At 57.3% G+C, this 17,055-nt stretch carries 13 protein-coding genes and 2 tRNA genes; 8 read left to right on the top strand and 7 right to left on the bottom strand.

All coding sequences use genetic code 11. From position 1 onward, the window contains the following. Positions 1-19: 19 nt before the first annotated feature. A complete protein-coding gene (locus G5171_RS05555) occupies positions 20-5,860 on the top strand; it encodes a type I secretion C-terminal target domain-containing protein (protein ID WP_421259936.1) in 5,841 nt (1,946 codons plus the stop codon). A 70-nt stretch (positions 5,861-5,930) separates the two neighbouring features. Here G5171_RS05555 and G5171_RS05550 read toward each other — a convergent pair whose 3' ends face one another. Then, positions 5,931-6,425: a hypothetical protein gene (locus G5171_RS05550; RefSeq protein ID WP_216980216.1), complete on the bottom strand. Its 495-nt coding sequence runs from the start codon at positions 6,423-6,425 to the stop codon at positions 5,931-5,933. A gap of 185 nt (positions 6,426-6,610) precedes the next feature. On the opposite strand from G5171_RS05550, the gene G5171_RS05545 reads away from it, so the two are divergent. Then, positions 6,611-8,563 carry a sensor domain-containing protein gene (locus G5171_RS05545; RefSeq protein WP_005348383.1) on the top strand — a complete coding sequence of 651 codons (1,953 nt, stop codon included), beginning with the start codon at positions 6,611-6,613 and terminating at the stop codon, positions 8,561-8,563. 56 nt (positions 8,564-8,619) lie between these two features. On the opposite strand, the gene rraB is transcribed toward G5171_RS05545, so the two are convergent. Next, complete coding sequence (gene rraB / locus G5171_RS05540) at positions 8,620-8,955, bottom strand: ribonuclease E inhibitor RraB (protein ID WP_041234500.1); 336 nt, start codon at positions 8,953-8,955, stop codon at positions 8,620-8,622. Between the two features lie 264 nt (positions 8,956-9,219). Between rraB and G5171_RS05535 the strand changes: the two genes are divergently transcribed. Both G5171_RS05535 and G5171_RS05530 read left to right on the top strand, forming a co-directional pair. Continuing rightward, a tRNA-Phe gene (locus G5171_RS05535) sits at positions 9,220-9,295 on the top strand. Between the two features lie 4 nt (positions 9,296-9,299). Beyond that, positions 9,300-9,375: transfer RNA gene (locus tag G5171_RS05530), tRNA-Asn, on the top strand. Here G5171_RS05530 and G5171_RS05525 read toward each other — a convergent pair. After that, entirely contained in the window at positions 9,354-9,827 is a 474-nt protein-coding gene (locus tag G5171_RS05525; protein WP_421259935.1) for a hypothetical protein, read from the bottom strand. The genes G5171_RS05530 and G5171_RS05525 overlap by 22 nt on opposite strands. Between G5171_RS05525 and G5171_RS05520 the strand changes: the two genes are divergently transcribed. Further along, positions 9,789-11,063, top strand: a complete 1,275-nt coding sequence (locus tag G5171_RS05520; protein ID WP_421259934.1) for an alpha/beta fold hydrolase — start codon at positions 9,789-9,791, stop codon at positions 11,061-11,063. The two genes, G5171_RS05525 and G5171_RS05520, sit on opposite strands and share 39 nt — an antisense overlap. A gap of 350 nt (positions 11,064-11,413) precedes the next feature. After that, positions 11,414-12,139, top strand: coding sequence for a carbonic anhydrase (locus G5171_RS05515; RefSeq protein ID WP_421259939.1), 726 nt, complete (start codon positions 11,414-11,416; stop codon positions 12,137-12,139). Positions 12,140-12,225: 86 nt separating this feature from the next. On the opposite strand, the gene G5171_RS05510 is transcribed toward G5171_RS05515, so the two are convergent. Both G5171_RS05510 and G5171_RS05505 read right to left on the bottom strand, forming a co-directional pair. After that, a complete protein-coding gene (locus tag G5171_RS05510) occupies positions 12,226-13,134 on the bottom strand; it encodes a pseudouridine-5'-phosphate glycosidase (protein ID WP_005348314.1) in 909 nt (302 codons plus the stop codon). Continuing rightward, a complete protein-coding gene (locus G5171_RS05505) occupies positions 13,128-14,219 on the bottom strand; it encodes a PfkB family carbohydrate kinase (RefSeq protein WP_236348681.1) in 1,092 nt (363 codons plus the stop codon). The genes G5171_RS05510 and G5171_RS05505 overlap by 7 nt, the downstream gene beginning before the upstream one ends. A gap of 202 nt (positions 14,220-14,421) precedes the next feature. On the opposite strand from G5171_RS05505, the gene G5171_RS05500 reads away from it, so the two are divergent. Next, positions 14,422-14,874 carry an RNA methyltransferase gene (locus tag G5171_RS05500; RefSeq protein ID WP_005348310.1) on the top strand — a complete coding sequence of 151 codons (453 nt, stop codon included), beginning with the start codon at positions 14,422-14,424 and terminating at the stop codon, positions 14,872-14,874. Positions 14,875-14,888: 14 nt separating this feature from the next. Here G5171_RS05500 and G5171_RS05495 read toward each other — a convergent pair whose 3' ends face one another. Next, on the bottom strand, positions 14,889-15,641 hold the full coding sequence (locus G5171_RS05495) for a substrate-binding periplasmic protein (RefSeq protein ID WP_421259938.1): 753 nt from the start codon (positions 15,639-15,641) through the stop codon (positions 14,889-14,891). Between the two features lie 192 nt (positions 15,642-15,833). On the opposite strand from G5171_RS05495, the gene G5171_RS05490 reads away from it, so the two are divergent. Next, the gene (locus tag G5171_RS05490) at positions 15,834-16,265 is read left to right on the top strand and encodes a universal stress protein (protein WP_005348306.1); all 432 of its coding nucleotides are present in this window, start codon (positions 15,834-15,836) and stop codon (positions 16,263-16,265) included. A gap of 69 nt (positions 16,266-16,334) precedes the next feature. Here G5171_RS05490 and G5171_RS05485 read toward each other — a convergent pair whose 3' ends face one another. Then, a complete protein-coding gene (locus G5171_RS05485; RefSeq protein ID WP_005348303.1) occupies positions 16,335-16,964 on the bottom strand; it encodes a murein L,D-transpeptidase catalytic domain family protein in 630 nt (209 codons plus the stop codon). Between the last annotated feature and the right edge of the window lie 91 nt (positions 16,965-17,055).

The raw sequence follows: 17,055 nt of genomic DNA, 5'->3' as shown, positions 1-17,055 counted from the left end.
GTTCACCGTCAAGGCGGACGTGACCGACCAGGCGGGCAACCCGGCGACCGACAGCGAGAATGCGATCCTGGACAGCGACAGCGCTGACCTGCCGAGCATTGATTTGTCGGCAATTGGCGATGGCAACCTGTCGGTGGCGGAAGCCAAGGCGGTTGAGCTCAAGGGCACGACCAGCAACGTGGAAGATGGTCAGAAAGTCACCCTGACCGTGACCGACGTGAACGGCAAGTCAGTGACCTTCATCGCGACCGTGACCGGCGGCAAGTTCAGCACCACCGTGGACCTGGGGGCCAGCGGCCTGGCGGATGGCAAGTTCACCGTCAAGGCGGACGTGACCGACCAGGCGGGCAACCCGGCGACCGACAGCGAGAATGCGATCCTGGACAGCGTAGCTTCCTCAGCACCGACCGTGACCATCGTTGATGACACCAATAATGACCAAATGCTGACCAAGGCCGAGATTGGCAATGATCAGATCCAGGTTCGGGCAGAGGTCAATCATGCTGACTTGGTTGCGGGTGGCAAGGTGACGCTGACTATCAACAATGGCGGGGTGAACAGCACTGTCCAATTGACGCTCAAGGCCGATGGCACCCTGCTGGCAAGCAATGGCAAGAGCTACGGCTATCAGAACGGCACCATCAGCTGGACGGAGACGACCCCGGCCAACGGCAAGTCGTTGACGGTGACGGCAACCCAGACTGACAAGGCGGGCAACGTCTCACTGCCGGGCAGCGACAACGCGAAGATCCTGAATGAAGCGCCGGAGACTGTGAATAAACAGGCAAACGGTCAGGAAGATGCCGCCAGCATCGCCATTCCGACCCTCAGTGGCAGCGACATTGATGGCAACGTGGTGAGTTTCACCATCAAGAGCCTGCCTGCCAACGGCATCCTCTATCTGAACGGGGTGGCGGTGACCGTGGATCAGAGCATTGCGGTGGCGGACGCCGGCAAGCTCACCTTCACTCCGAATGCGAACTGGAATGGCAACGCCAGCTTCAACTATGCGGCGGTAGACAACGACGGCGCCGTGGATGCGAGTCCCGCAACCGTGACCATCAAGGTGGATGCGGTCAACGATCTGCCGACACTGAGCATCTCCAACGGGGTTGTCGTCTCTGAAGAGGGGTTGGCAAACGGCATTGCCGACACGGTCGGCAACCCGGATACCACCAATGCCATCAAGGCGTCGGGTACCCTCTCGGTGGGCGACATCGACAGCAGCACACTCAACATTTCCCTGAATGGACCGGCCGGGCTGACGTCCGGTGGGGCCAAGGTCCAGTGGAGCTGGGATGCGGGCAGCAAGACGCTGGTTGGCTACACAGGAGTGATTGGCGGCGCCGATTACAAGGCTGTGGTCGAGGTCAAGCTGACGGCACCCAATGCCAGTGGAAAGGGAGAGTGGACCTATGACGTGACCCTCAAGGGTCCCCTCGACCACGGGGATACGACCTCGGAAGACAAGTTGTCGTTCCAGCTGGATGTGGAGGTCTCCGATGGCAGCGGCGTCACCAAGGACAAGCTGGATATCAGCGTTGAGGACGACTCCCCCATTGCCGACAACAGCGATGCTGTTTCCGTGGTGAAGACCGATATTCCGAACGTGCTGACCGGGCTCTTTGACCTGACCAGGTACAGTGGCAACCAGAGCACTCTGAACATGGCGGGCTTTACTATCAGCGCCCTGGGCTTCAAGTCGGCAACAGACTCCTCACTGGTAACGGCGGTGGTCAACGGTTCCAGCTCGGGGCTGGGGGTGGCCAGCGGAGCTGCGCCTTACCACAACCTCGCCAACGAGATTGACTTCCGTCACTTTGCCGACGGATCGTCCGTCTCCGAGCAGTTGATCGTCAGGCTGGATGCAGGCAAGGTTGCCTACGGCGCCAACATCAAGTTCAGCAAGATGTTTGGCGGCGAGCTCGAGAGCGGGGTCGTGGAGTTCTATCGCGGTGGTGTACTGATCAGTACCCTGGTATTCAACTCCAACGCATCGGGTGGGGAGTTCAACCAGAACTTCCAGGTGCAGCAGGGCGGCTTTGATACCATGGTGATCAAGGCGACCAACAACGGCAACACCAATACCTCCGACAACAGCGACTTCACCGTACAGAGCATCGAGTTCCTCGGTTCCAACACGGCGCAGGCAATCGCCTATGGTTCCGGCACCGTGACCCCGCAGTGGGGGGCGGACGGCAAGGGCTCCATCGGGCTGGTAATGGACCCGGCAACCTTCGAAAATGGTCTGCGAACGGCTTCCGGTTCTGCCATCGCCATCACCGCCAGCGGCGCCAATACCCTGGTCGGGAAGGATGCGGACGGCAACCTTGTCTTCAAGCTGGAGTTTACGCCGGCCACAGGCAAGTGGGAGTTCTTCCAGTATCAGCGTATGTCCAAACCTCTGGGTGATGGTGACATCGACTTCCAGATCCGGGTGGTGGATGGTGACGGCGACGCCAGCATTGGCTCCTTTGCAACCAAGCCTCTCTTCACGCCGCTGGTTCAGGGAGTTTCCAGCGAGAGCGTAACCGAAGGGGGCAATCTGCTGCACAAAGTCACCCTGTCAGATGCGACCCAGGAAGCGACTGAATACGATTTCGCCATTCGTGGTTCGGGCAACAACTCCGCCTCCAACCAGGATTGGGGCAATGCCCAGTTCAGCAATGGTGTGACCTATAACAGCACTACCGGCAAGATCACAGTACCAGCCGGCGTGTCGGACTTCACTGTGACCATCCCGACGGTGAACGATCGCTTGGTCGAAACGAACGAGACCCTCTCGGTGACCATCGGTGGGCAGAGCGGGACCGGCACCATAGTGGACAACGATCGGGCGCCGGTGACCACGGGTGGCTACAGTGCCGGCAAGGAGGACACGCCACTGGTGCTGAAGTGGGCCCAGTTTGGTGCCAGCGATGATCAGGCCGCTTCTGACCTGAGCGTGCAGATCAACACCCTGCCGCTGAGCGGCAAGCTGGAATACCTGAACGTTGCTGGCCAGTGGATTGCGGTGAAGGTGGGGGATCTTGTCTCCTACGCCGATATCGACAGCGGCCATCTGCGCTTTGTGCCTAGCCTCAATGAATCCAGCAGCAATGCCCTCAATGGTGGCGGTACGACGACGGGCAACCAGCAAGGGGACTACGCCACTCTGGGTTACCAGATCAGCGATGGTGCCAACCTGAGTAACTCAGGCAAGCTGGTGATCGATATCACGGCGGTCGCGGACAAGCCGGTGGTCGACATCAGCCTGACGGGCAACGGCGTCCCGCTTTATACCCAGTACCCGTCGTCCGGCATCTCCACCGGGGCGTTCCAGAGCGGCAACTTCAACAAGGGCAACTTTGGCATCACCAATAGTCTGACCGACAGCACCACCAGTCAGGATCAAGTGGTGGGTGGCAACGGCAATGACTACATCGTCAGCGTTAAGGGTGGCGGCGATTACTTCGTCGGCGGTGCTGGCAATGACGTGCTGGTCGGTGGTAACTCCACCTCAGGTGACACCCTCGACGGCGGTACCGGCAACGATATCCTGGTGGCCGGGCTGGGTGGCGATACCCTGTTTGGCGGTGCCGGTACCGATCTGGCCGTACTGATGGGCTCACGTGCCAACTATGTCATCGAGCGCAGAAGTGATGGCGGCTTCAACTTCCTGGTGAAGGAGAACGGCGTCACCATCAGCAAGTCGCTCTACGACATCGAGCTGGTGCAGTTTGATGACGGTATCTACCAGTTCAACCAGACCGACGGCACCCTGACGGCGGTACAGCCGAGCGTGGTGGATTACCCGCTCGAGATCACTGCTTCCCTGACCGACCGGGATGGTAGCGAGCAGTTCGACAGCCTGGTGCTGACCGGCATGCCGACGGGGTCGACCCTCTATCAGGGCTCCACCGCGCTCGGTACCGTGGGGGCCAATGGCACGCTGACGCTGAGCGGTCTGTGGAACCAGAGTGCACTGGACATCAAACTGACCGGTCTGACCCTGCGGGTGCCGGGCAGCAGTGCCGGCCAGTTCGACCTCAAGGTTGAAGCCATCGCCAAGGAAGTGGCGACCGATCAGACCAGCAGCGCATCGGATCAGGACTCGATCCGCATGAGCTACTTCCTTTCTACCGAAGGGGAGCCGGGCGATCAGAACCGCACCTATGGCAGCGAACACAATATCGTGGTCGGGGATCTGGATGGCAGCGTGGTGCTGCCGGGCCAGAACTACAACATCGCCTTTATGGTCGACAGCTCGGGCAGTATCGGCACCAGCGCCATGAACACCATAAAGAGCCAGTTGGCACAGATCTTCGCCAGCCTCAAGGCGAGCGCAGGTAGCGAAGGGGCTGGTACAGTCAACATCATGCTGGTTGACTTTGATGCTCTGTCGAATGCCAGTATTAGTGTGAACCTGAAAGACAGCAATGCCTTGAATCAGCTGCAGGCTGTAATCGATTCCATGAGTAGCGGAGGGGGTACCAACTATGAAGATGTGTTCAAGACGGTTGCCAACTGGTTCAGTAGTTCTACGGCTCAAAGTAACAGTAATGCCAAGAATCTGACCTATTTCATTACCGATGGTCAGCCGACTTATTACCTCGGTAACGAAGGTTCCAACCCGAGGGTATTGAATTTCTCAGGTAGCAGCTATGACGTCTATCTCAACAGTCTGCTTGGTGGCACCTATATTCCGGGTCGGGTATATAGCTCCAATGGCTACACCATCATCGATAGCGCTGGCCGAGTGTATGCCGATGGTAGATACAGCAACCCGATCGGTTTTATGCGTCCGGATGGTAGAGGGGGATATACCTACTCAACACTGGATGGTGATGGCGGCACTACCTCCAGCTCAACTATCAATAACTCGGTAGCAGGTTTTGGGCTGCTTACAGGGATGGGGGTTACGGTAGAAGCGATCGGACTGGGGGCCAACATCTCCTACAACGATCTCAAGTCCTACGACTCTGACGGCGTCATCATGACCGGCGTCAACGCCAGCGATTTGGCCAACGCTATTCTGGGCACGTCGGTGAACAACCTGCCGGGCAGTGACCGGATCGACGGCGGTGCTGGCGACGATATCCTGTTCGGGGATGCCATCCACTTCGCCGGTATCAATGGTGAAGGCTACGCGGCCATCAAGCAGTATGTGGCCGGCAAGCTGGGCGCAGGCTCGGTGACCGATGCCCAGGTCCATGACTACATCACGGACCATGCCAGCGAGTTCGATCAGTCCTCCAGCAATGACAAGGCGGACGTGCTAATTGGTGGGGATGGCAACGACATCCTGTTCGGTCAGGGTGGCGATGACTTCCTGTTCGGTGGTGCCGGCAACGACATCCTGTTCGGTGGTGCCGGCAACGACACCCTGTATGGCGAGAGCGGTAACGATACCCTGTACGGTGGCAGTGGCAACGATACCCTGTTTGGTGGAATCGGCGACGATAACCTGATCGGCGGTCTGGGCAATGACATCCTGGTCGGCGGGCTTGGCAATGACATCCTCAAGGGGGATGGCGGTGCCGATACCTTCACCTGGCTGCAGGGCGACACAGCCGCAGGCAGCGTTGCCAAGGATTACGTGGTCGACTTCTCCAAGGCGGAAGGTGACAAGCTGGATCTGAGCGACCTGCTGGATCACGATGGTTCTCGTAACCAGAACGATCTGAAGAGCCTGCTGTCGGTGTTCCAGGACAATGAGGGGGTACATCTACAGGTCAAGGAGAGCAGTACTGCGCCGGTGACTCAGGAGATTGTACTGATGAACCATACCTTCGATAGTCTGACGGGGGGGGCCGGTACCACTGCCAACCAGGTGATCGATTACATGTTGACTAACAACATGCTCGATATCGACAAGTAAGCCCAACTCGGGGCAATAAAAAAGCGGCAGAGTAATCTGCCGCTTTTTTTATCTTTGCAGGTAAGTGAAATCAGTTGCCGAGGGTGGCGAACAGGCTCTGCTCCAGAGAGCCGCGGGAGACACAGACCGGCTTGATGGACGGGGCTGGTACGCGCTCGCCTGAGGATTCAACAAAGAACAGCTCGGTGTTGCCCTTGACGTTGACAGTGGCCACGCTGCTGTTGCCGCTCTGGGTGATGATCAGGTTGATCTGCAGGTTCGGGTTGCCCAGTGCAACTTTTGAACCCATGGTACCGCAGTCCAGCCACTCCAGTCCGTCGGCTGATTGGTTGACATTGGCGGTCATCAGGCCGGCACCGCGCTGACTGTTTTCGATGGTGAGGCCGTGATCGGTGAACCATTTCTCGGCGCGAGCCCATACCAGATCCACCGGGATCGCCATCTCCTGGGTATTGTTGGTCGCTTTGGCGACCGGCGGATTGTAGCGATACTCCTCACCACCGTTATTGTCACCAGCACAACCCGCCAGCAACAGCGCCAATGCGCACCCCATCATCTTTTTCATCTTGCTTCTCTCGTCCATTTATCAGGCCATTGGCCAACCGGTGCCTATTATCACCTGAGCGACAACCTCTGTCAGCATGCGTGCTGCATCGGTGTAAACTGAGGGGTTACCGTGGGTGCTTTACAAAATTGGTTTGCTATCATAGATTTGCTCGAAATTCCTCCATAAGCGCCTCTGTGACCAACATGCTTACCCCGGATCTGCTGCAGCAGATCATCGACCAGTTGCCAATGAGTATCTTTTGTCGTGATAGGCATGGTCGCTACCTGTTTGCCAATCGTGAATTTGCCATTGAGGCCAGGCTGGGTTCACCCGCCGAGGTGGTCGGCAAGAGTGATGCCGAGATGCCATGGGGTGATGTATTTCGCACTGAGGATGCGCAGTTGCTGACGGGGGGCGTTCCCTTGCTTCATCAACAGTTGCACTGCAACCGGGGCGGTGAGACCTGCTGGATGGAGGTGCACAAGATCCCGCTTTACACGGCTCAGGGTGAGCCATACGCCGTATTCGGAATGGTCAACGAGATTGCCCAGCGCAAGCACCTGGAACAGACGGTCAAAAAACAGCAGTTGTTGCAGCGTTTTCTGCTCGATGCCATCCCTGACCTGATCCGTTTCGATGATCACAACGGGGTGTTGCTGGAGTGTAACCAGGCATTTCTCGACTTTATTGGTCAGGGGGCGGATGAGGTGCTGGGTCAGCAGATACCATATCGGTTGGCGGCCCCCCAAGGGATGGGCCACGGCGAATGTTGCCTGCTGGATGCCAGCGGGCAGGGGCGGCACATGGAGATCACCCGGGTCGATGTCCCCGATGGTGATGGTCACTCCCTCGGGATCCTGACGCTGGGACGCGATATCACCGGCTTGCGGACCACCCAGGCGCAGTTGCAGCAGGAGCAGCACTACGACAGCCTCACCGGGCTGCTCAAACTCTCCCGTTTCTTGCAGACCAGCCGCCATTTGGGGGGCCGCAGCGCCACGCTGGTGCTGGTCGATCTGCACCACTTTCGTGAGGTTAATGATCGTTTCGGGATCCGGATTGCCGATCGCCTGCTGAGCCAGGTGGCCAAGCGACTACAGCAGTTGGTTCCGCCGCGAACCCTGCTTTGCCGTGTGGCTGCCGATGACTTTTGTCTGCTACTTCCCGAGTTCAACGAGCCTTTGCTGGAGTGGAACCAGCATCTGCAGCAGCAGTTGATGGAGTTCTATCAGGTGGAAGAGCATCGTATCCAGATTCCGGTGTTTCTGGGGTTGGCTCAGGGGCGGGCAAACGATGCCGAGCGATTGCTTAGCCACGCCGAAGCAGCGTTGGCGCAGGGCAAGCGGCAGCAGCAGTACTGCACCCTGTTTGATCCTTATCTGCAGGCGAGACTCAAGCGGCGCCAGCTGATCGCCGCCCAGTTGCCGCTCGCCATCAAGTCATCCCAGCTGATTGCCGTCTATCAACCCATTATCAGCAGCACAACCCATCAGCTTTGTGGCGCAGAATTACTTTGCCGCTGGCCGCATCCTGAACTTGGCATGATCTCGCCGGAAGAGTTCATTCCACTGGCGGAAGAGATGGGGATCATCGGCCAACTTGGTCAGCTGATGCTGGAGTTGGGGTGTGCTCAGTTGGCCCAGTGGCAAACCGCTCGGTCGGATATGGTGCTCTCCATCAACCTTTCGCCGTTGCAGTTTCGTGATCCGGCGCTCTGCAAGCTGGTGCAGGGCTGCATTGCCCGTCATGGTCTGAATGCAGGCCAGCTGGAGCTGGAGATCACTGAAGGAGTCTTGATGGAGAATGCCGATGAGATTGAGACCAACCTGGATAACCTGATCGCCGCCGGTTTTCAACTGGCCATCGATGATTTCGGTACCGGGTATTGCTCGCTGGCCTATCTGCCAAGGCTCAAGGTCGCCACGCTCAAGCTGGATCGCAGCTTCACCCAGGGGTTGGTCAGCAACAGTGCCACCACCGCCATCGTGCGATCGGTCATCGGACTTGGCCATGAGCTGGGGATCCGCATTACTGCAGAAGGGGTGGAAACCGTCGAGCAGCAGTTGTGGCTGACCCAGGCGGGTTGTGATCGGCTACAGGGCTATCTGTTCAGCCCCCCGTTGCCGCCCGACCAGTTTGCCGCCAGTTATTTGTGACAGTCTGCAATAACAGAGAGGCCACCCACAGGTGGCCTCTCTGTTTGTGGCAGGGATCAATCCTGAAAGTAGGTGCCCCAGCCATCGTAGTCCACCCCGTATTTTTCCAGGATGGGCAGCATCTTTTCGATATCGGCAACGATGGCTTCGACATCCAGTTTGCACTCGATGGTGGCATCGAAGCAGAAGATGGTGGCGCCGTCATCCAGCTCCATCTCTTCGGCATCGGTCACTTCAAATCCGGCCTTGAACAGGTCAACCGCTGCTTTTTCCAAACGGTCGAAATCCTGGCAGGCGAAGTGGTGCTCGATGTCGTAATCCGCATCGGGATTGCTGCCATCGGCCAGCAGTTCGTTGACGATCTCGGTGGTCTCATCACGCCACTCTTGCATATTCAGACTCATGTTGCCTCCAGGCGGTATCATTGCGGCAAAGCATACTCGCAGAGTGGATTCGGCTCAATGTGGCTGACCTGCTGACCCTCTAATTTCTATCATATTGACGCTGCCTGTAGGCATGCAGGGGCCAGCAAGTGTGGGAAAAGGGACTGAAATGGGTGATATATGGCCATGGCGTTCAGTTGTTGAGCGAACGCGCTTTTTATCGTGCCATCATGGTTGACACTCTGCGCAGGAAAGGGTTTAATGCGCGCCGTTGCCCAGATAGCTCAGTCGGTAGAGCAGGGGATTGAAAATCCCCGTGTCGGCGGTTCGATTCCGTCTCTGGGCACCACAATTCCTCCTTAGTTCAGTCGGTAGAACGGCGGACTGTTAATCCGTATGTCACTGGTTCAAGTCCAGTAGGAGGAGCCAAATTCGAAAAGCCCGCTCAATCGAGCGGGCTTTTTCATTTCTAGTTGCTGTTGCATGCCGCCAAAAAGAGCGTCGCACCACAGGTGGCACTGAACAACAGCATTCCGGTCTGCAGCATGCTGCCAGGGCAGGGCTTCTTCTCTCTTTTTCTGGCCCTGATCCACTTCGGTTTCATCACGTTTCCTTATCCATTTTGTCGCACTCCTGTGCAGGCTCGCCATCTTTGTTGAATGGCGCCATGGCGTCAATCTCCCTCGCAAAACAATTAATTCAGCACAGTTGAACCGTGTCTTCTCTGGAGATGTTTCGACCTTTAAGCCATTGTTAACATTTTGGAAAACCTGAGTGACCCTGTGGCCTGGCGGGGATATGATGGGATCAATGATGTTCCCATCCTGACGGAGAGATCCCAGATGAGCAGCCCCTTGAGCTATGTACTGGACGGCATTCATTGCGAGCCGCACTTTTTTACCGTTCCCCTCGATCATGATGAGCCGGATGGTGACAGCATTACCCTGTTTGCCCGTACCCTCTGCCGTAAAGACAAGCTCGATGAGAAGTTGCCCTGGCTGCTGTTTTTGCAAGGGGGGCCGGGATTCGGGGCGCCGCGCCCGACGGCTAACAGTGGTTGGCTCAAGCGGGCGTTGCAGGAGTTCAGAGTGCTGCTGCTGGATCAGCGTGGCACCGGGATGTCGAGCCCCATCCATGGGCATATTCTGGCCAAAATGACACCGACCGAGCAGGCGGAGTATCTCAGCCATTTTCGCGCCGACAGCATAGTGCAAGATGCCGAGTTCATCCGGCTGGAGCTCAGTCCCAAGCATCGCTGGAGCCTGCTGGGGCAAAGCTTTGGTGGTTTTTGCTGCTTGACCTATCTCTCGCTCTTCCCCGATAGCCTGCGGGAGGTTTATATCACCGGCGGCATCGCGCCGATTGGCCGCAGCGCCGAGGAGGTTTACCGCGCCACCTATCAGCGGGTGGCTGACAAGAACCGAGCCTTCTTCGCCCGCTTCCCCCACGCTCAGGGGATTGCCAACCGGTTGGCTAACCATCTGCACCAGCACGATGTGCGGCTGCCCAACGGCCAGCGCCTGACGGTGGAGCAGTTCCAGCAGCAAGGGCTGGATCTCGGCGCTACGGGTGCTTTCGAGGAGCTTTATTACCTGCTGGAAGAGGCCTTTATCGGCGACAAGCTGAGCCCGGCCTTTCTCTATCAGGTGCAGAGCATGCAGCCATTCAATACCAACCCGCTGTTTGCCATCCTGCACGAGGCTATCTACGCCGAGGGGGAGGCGACTCGCTGGGCGGCGGACCGGGTCAGAGGGGAGTTTCCTGCGGTGAACTGGGTGCCCGGCAAGGATTTCACCTTCACCGGAGAGATGGTTTACCCCTGGATGTTCGAGCAGTTCCGCGAGTTGCAGCCCCTGAAAGAGGCGGCTCATCTGCTGGCCAACAAGGCGGACTGGGGGGCGCTCTATAATCCGGCCCAACTGGCCCGCAACAAGGTGCCGGTAGCATGCGCCGTTTATGCCGAGGATATGTATGTGGAGTTTGACTACAGTCGCGAAACTCTGCGTGGTCTTGGCAACAGTCGCGCCTGGATCACCAATGAGTATGAGCACAACGGTTTGCGTGCCGATGGTGAGGCGATTCTTGATCGCCTGATCGCGTTGAATCGCGACCGTTAATTGCCGTTATCGGCAACCATCGCGGGAGCCCGGACTCCCGCGATGGTTGTGATGGATGGTTGTTATGAAAGCGTGACTCCCTGAACCTTGACTCGTATCCGCCAGACGATGAGTGGATAGCTGGCTGATTAATTTCCCCCTCTTTCACTGTATCTGCCGATCCCTCACCATATACTTGCCAAACGACTCTGAATTGAGCGGCAGTCAAATCGATTGACCAGCCCTTGCTCGTTACCATTAGAAAGTCGCTCTACCGCTCTGTATCCCGCGTATCAGATATGCCATCTCTGCATGCCCCACTATCAGGGGGATGGGATGGTTGTGCTTTTCAATCAAGATAAGGATGTATGATGAGAAAGTCTCTGTTGGCCTGCTCCCTGTTGCTGTGCCCTGTCGTGTTTGCTGCCGCCCCCCATTGGGAATATAGCGGTGAGGCGGGGCCTGCCCACTGGGCCAAGCTGACCCCTGAGTTTGGTCAGTGTGCGGGCAGCAATCAGTCGCCGGTTGACCTGAGCGGATTGGTCGAGGCCAAACTGGCCCCGCTGGTACTCCACTATCAGGCGGGTGGCAACACAGTGGTCAACAACGGTCATACCGTGCAGGTCGGTTATGCCCCGGGCAGCACCTTGCAACTCGATGGCACCACGTTTGAACTAAAGCAGTTCCACTTCCACGCCCCGAGTGAGAACCTCATCGAGGGCAAATCCTATCCGCTGGAAGGGCATTTGGTACACGTCAGTGACAAGGGAGAGATCGCCGTGGTGGCGGTGATGTTCGAGGCTGGTAAGGCCAATCCGGCACTGGCGTCAGCCTGGGGTGAACTACCGGCCAAGGTGGGGGAGATCCACACCCTCAAGGCACCGCTCTCTGCTGAGCAACTACTGCCCGAGAATCGTGACTACTATCGCTTCAGCGGCTCCCTTACGACGCCTCCCTGCTCGGAAGGAGTGCGCTGGCTGGTGATGAAGCAGCCGGTTGAGGTTAGTCAGGCCCAGACCGACGCCTTCAAGTCGGTGATGCACCACCCCAACAACCGGCCGGTGCAACCGCTCAATGGGCGCGTGGTCCTGCAATAACACAGCGTTGCAATAGCACAGTAGATAGCAAAAACAACAAGAGGGCCGTCAGGCCCTCTTTTACATGGCGAGGTATCGGTGTGCGATTACAGGCTAGCAGCGATGCGGGCGCCGAGGGCCGCGTTGTTCAGTACCAGCTGGATGTTGGCTGCCAGCGAGTTGCCGCCGGTCAGTTCGCAGACGCGGGCCAGCAGGAAGGGGGTTGACGCCTTGCCCTTGATCCCCTGCTCGTCCGCTTCATGGAGCGCTCGGGCGATGGCCGCGTCGATATCGGCTTTCGGCATGGCGTGTGCGGTCGGGATGGGGTTGGCCACTACGGCGCCGCCCGCCAGTCCCAGCTCCCACTTGAGGCGCAGCGCCTCGGCGATGGCTGCCGGGGTATCGAGGCGATAGTCAACCTTGAAGCCGCTCTCGCGGGTGTAGAAGGCGGGCAGCTCGCCCGTTTGATAGCCGATCACCGGCACGCCCTGGGTCTCCAGATACTCCAGCGTCAGGCCGATATCGAGGATCGACTTGGCACCGGCGCAGACCACAGCCACCGGCGTTTGTGCCAGCTCCTGCAGGTCGGCTGAGATATCGAAGGTCTCCTGCGCACCGCGATGTACCCCGCCAATACCGCCGGTGGCAAAGACCCGGATCCCCGCCATGGCGGCGATGATCATGGTGGATGCGACGGTAGTAGCGCCCATTCCCTTGCGTGCCAGCACGAACGGAATATCCCGGCGGCTGCACTTGGTTACGTCGTGGCCTGCCCGGCCCAGCGCTTCCAGCGCCCCCGCATCGAGACCCACCTTGAGGCGGCCGTCGAGGATGGCGATAGTGGCTGGAATAGCGCCGTTATCGCGTACCACTTGCTCTACCTGACGGGCCGTCTCCACGTTCTGCGGATAGGGCATGCCGTGGGAGATAATGGTGGATTCGAGGGCGACGACCGGTTTGCCAGCGGCCAGCGCGGCAGCAACTTCCGGTTGGATATCGAGGTAAGTATTCAGCATGGGTACTCCTCCAGTATGCGGTCAACGGCGGTTTTGCAGAGACCGGAAAAAACGGTATCGGAACAATTGACGGTGAGGGCGGCACAGCCCAGGGCAAAACGGGTGGTCTGTGTGATATCGAGATCTTGCAGCCAGGCGTGGGCGAGGCCGGCCATAAAGGCATCCCCGCCACCGGTGACGTTGAGCACCGGGCTGCCCAGTATCGGCAGGTGGCCCTGCTGCTCGCCGTCGCTATAGAAGATCCCCTGCTCACCCAGACTGAGGAACAATCGCTTGACTCCGGCGCGGTGGAACCAGGCGGCTACCATGGGCCAAGAGTCTGGCCCGGCGATGGTCATGCCACACAACTGTTCGGCTTCGCTGCGATTGGGTTTGAGGGTGTGGATCTTGCCGAGCCAGGGGCGGATCTTCTCCACCTTGGCCACCGAGACGGTATCGACAAAGATGGCGTGATCCCCCTGTCGTTCGAACAGCCAGTCGAGGGTGTGGATGGCCAGATTGGTGTCGAGCACCCAGAGCTTGGCACCCCCGAGAAAGCCGCCAAGGGGGGTCAGGCGGGCAGGGGTGAGCTGCTCTATGATAGCCATGTCGTTAATGGCGCAGCTCATTTCACCGCTCCCATCGTGAATGCTGAGGTAGCAGGAGGTCGCGTGACCATCGAGCACCAGGGTCTGGCGTACATCGACGCCGGCTCGTTGACTCACCTCTAGCAGATGGTGACCATACTGGTCGTTGCCGACGGCAGTCAGCAACCGGGTATCGCTCCCTAATCGCGCCAGATTCTCGGCGATATTGCGGCCGACACCACCGGCTGAAGTGCGCACTTTGCCCGGGTTGGAGTCACCGAGCAGCAGGTTGTCGTGGCTGGTACCGCATATATCCATATTGGCACCGCCGATCACGACTACATAGGGCCCCTCTCGTAGTACATAGCCTCTGCCCTGCACATATCCCTGCCGGATCAGGCTGGAGATATGGCTGGCCAGCGCAGAGCGGCTAATGCCGAGGTTGTCGGCCAGATCCTGCTGGGCAATCATGGGATCCTGACGCAACAGGGCGAGGATCTCTTGTTCACGCTCGGTCATAGACAAATATCCATTTAAAAACGTTTGTCTATTATTGCTGATAAACGTTTTCTAGCTATCGGGTTATACAAAATTTGTCGGTTCGCGCACAAAAAAACGTCATGTGGGTTGGTTGGTGAACGGGTAAGCCGGCCGAAGTATTTTTCACCGGGCTGACGTTCCATTGCGGCTTATAATGGCCGCAGCAAGATGAGGAGAGATAATGGAAAAGAGTGCATTCTGCTGTGTGGGGCTGGTCAATCCCAAGTCCCCGGAAAATGTCGGCTCGGTGATGCGGGCTGCGGGTTGCTACGGAGTGGATGAGGTCTACTACACCGGCAACCGATTCGAGCTGGCACGCCGCTTTGCCACTGATACCAAGCAGATGGTGGAGAAGATCCCGCTGCTCGGGGTGGATGACCTGATGGCGTTTATCCCGCAAGGTTGTGTGCCCGTGGTGGTCGATCTGATCGACGGAGCCACGCCGCTCCCGGACTACGTTCATCCGGAGCGTGCCTTCTATATCTTCGGACCGGAGGATGGCACACTCGATCCCGCACTCTACGGGGCGGTGAAAGATGTGGTTTATGTGCCGACCCGGGGTTGCATGAATCTGGCTGCCTCGGTCAATGTGATCCTCTATGATCGGTTGGCCAAGGGAATGAGGGGAGAGTAATTAGCGCAACGCTATCACTCAGTTGCAGGGCTGGTCGCCACTTTCTGCTCCAGCTCTTTGATAAAACCCTGATAGTAGTCATAGAGCTGATAGTGCTTATAGATCTCTGCCAAAGCCCCGCTGCGGATCAACTGAACCATCTCCTTATCCCAGAGCTGCAACATCCGGTTGCCTTGCTGGGTATTGGCAAAGATGGGATAGGTCGGGATCCAGCGCAGGAAGACACGATGCAGCTCGGGAGGGATAGCCTCATCCACATAGAGCACGCCGGCAGTCAGGTAATAACGATAACGCTCTTTACCGAGCAGTTGCAGAGCCAGCTCATCGCTATCAATTTCATGCCACAGCATGTTGACCGTAATGTATTTGTCGAATGCCCAGCCTCGTTGCCATATCACGGTTTGCCCTTCCAGACTTTGCTCTCCCTGCCACTGGGGCTGCCATTTTTTGAGCATGAATACGGTCAGGTCATCGGCTGATGCCGCATAGCGAGGCTGTTGTACGCCGGAGACTTCATCGCGATATACCCCCATGGCGATATCTCCTCCTTTTTTAGCAATAATCGCGAGGGCACGCTTATAGGGCACAATATGGGGGATGACCTGGTAACCGTTAGGCTGGTAGATGGCTCGCACCAGATCAAGATAAAGGCCTTTGCCATCCTTTTGACAAAAACCGGGCCAATCATCGCAATAAACGTCAATAGACTCTGCCCGGCAATTAACCGCAGTACACAGACAACAGAGCAACAGACAGATGCGTAGCATGGTCAGAGCTGGCCTCATTGGGGTAGAGGAAAAACACTCATGACCTACTTTATACCATGGCATTGATGGTGACGGCGTACAGAAAAAATCCATGATGTTCATTTTGCGACAGGGTCGAGGGTTATTTTCAATCTGATGGTTATGATGGTCTCAAGATTCAATAGCACCCCAATCAGTAGAGGAGACTGCGTTATGCCATCGATCAAAACTCTGCTTTGTCCTGTCGATTTTTCCCAAATGTCCCGGACTGTACTCGACTATGCCGTATTCATGGCGCAGAGCCATCAGGCCCAGCTCAAGCTGATCCATGTCGTTGACCAACTACACGGCTTTGACAGTTACAAAATTCTTCATATGACCGCTGTTGAGATCACTCACGAAATGGAGCGTCAGGCCAGAACCCAACTCAAGGAACTGATTGCAACCCTCCCTATCCCGGCTACGTTTGACATTCGTTTTGGCCGAGCGGCGGATGAAATCATTATTCAGGCCAAGGAAGACGAGGTTGAACTTATCGTCATGGGCAGCCACGGTCGTTCCGGTATCAGTCATCTGCTGGTAGGCAGCGTTGCCGAGTCCGTGGTGCGTCATGCTCCGTGTCCGGTACTGGTGGTGCGCCAATGATTCACTGTATAGCAACACAATAAAAAACAAGGCCAGCAAGAGCTGGCCTTGTTTTTTATTGTGTTACTGCTAGCCGTGAGCGTAGATGACACTTCCCCCTTTTATGGTATCTATGATGGCCCTGGCCTGCTCCTTTGGCAGGGCTGGGCAGCCCCAGCTGCGGCCCAGTCTGTCATGTTTACGCAGATGGTTTGGGCTGGCATAGGCGGCGCCGTGTACTACGATTGCGCGTTTGCGGGCATTGCAATTTTTGCCTGGTGACAAGCCATCAAGTCGAAGTGAATAGCCATGTTTGCCTAGATAGGTCTCTGCTGTGCGGTATACTCCGAGAGAGCTTTGCCGGGAGTTGAGCTGATTGGAGAAGCGTTCCGCGGCCAGTTCGCCGGAGTTTCGGCCATGACTGACCCAGGTGTGATAAAGCAGTTTGTGGCGTTTCATGTCGATGACGAACAGCCTGCGTTGAGTCGAAGGCTTGCTGTAATCAATGATGGTCAGGATGGTTTTTTGCTTGCTGCGTACGCTTTGATAGCTGACAAGGGCTTTTTGAAAGGTTTGTCTGTCGAGTTTACCGGCAAGCCCAAGCTGCTGGTAGAGATGGCGCTCACTACTGGCGGCGCTATTCCCGCTCCAGCCAATGCTCACCAGCAACAGTAACACTGGCCATAGTGGCCTCCACCGTTTTCCGAGTAACTCTGTCATCCCTGATCCCCTCTTTGCGCATCCTTGCCTGTCAAACGGGCTGAAATTACAGCTATCCGCTCGATAGTTATATGCAAGACCATGAAAACGC

It is taken from the genome of Aeromonas sp. 600774 (assembly GCF_049175075.1).
Classification (GTDB): domain Bacteria; phylum Pseudomonadota; class Gammaproteobacteria; order Enterobacterales; family Aeromonadaceae; genus Aeromonas; species Aeromonas veronii_A.
The sequence above is the reverse complement of the archived record's forward strand: the minus strand, read 5'-3'. Positions and strand labels throughout refer to the sequence as shown.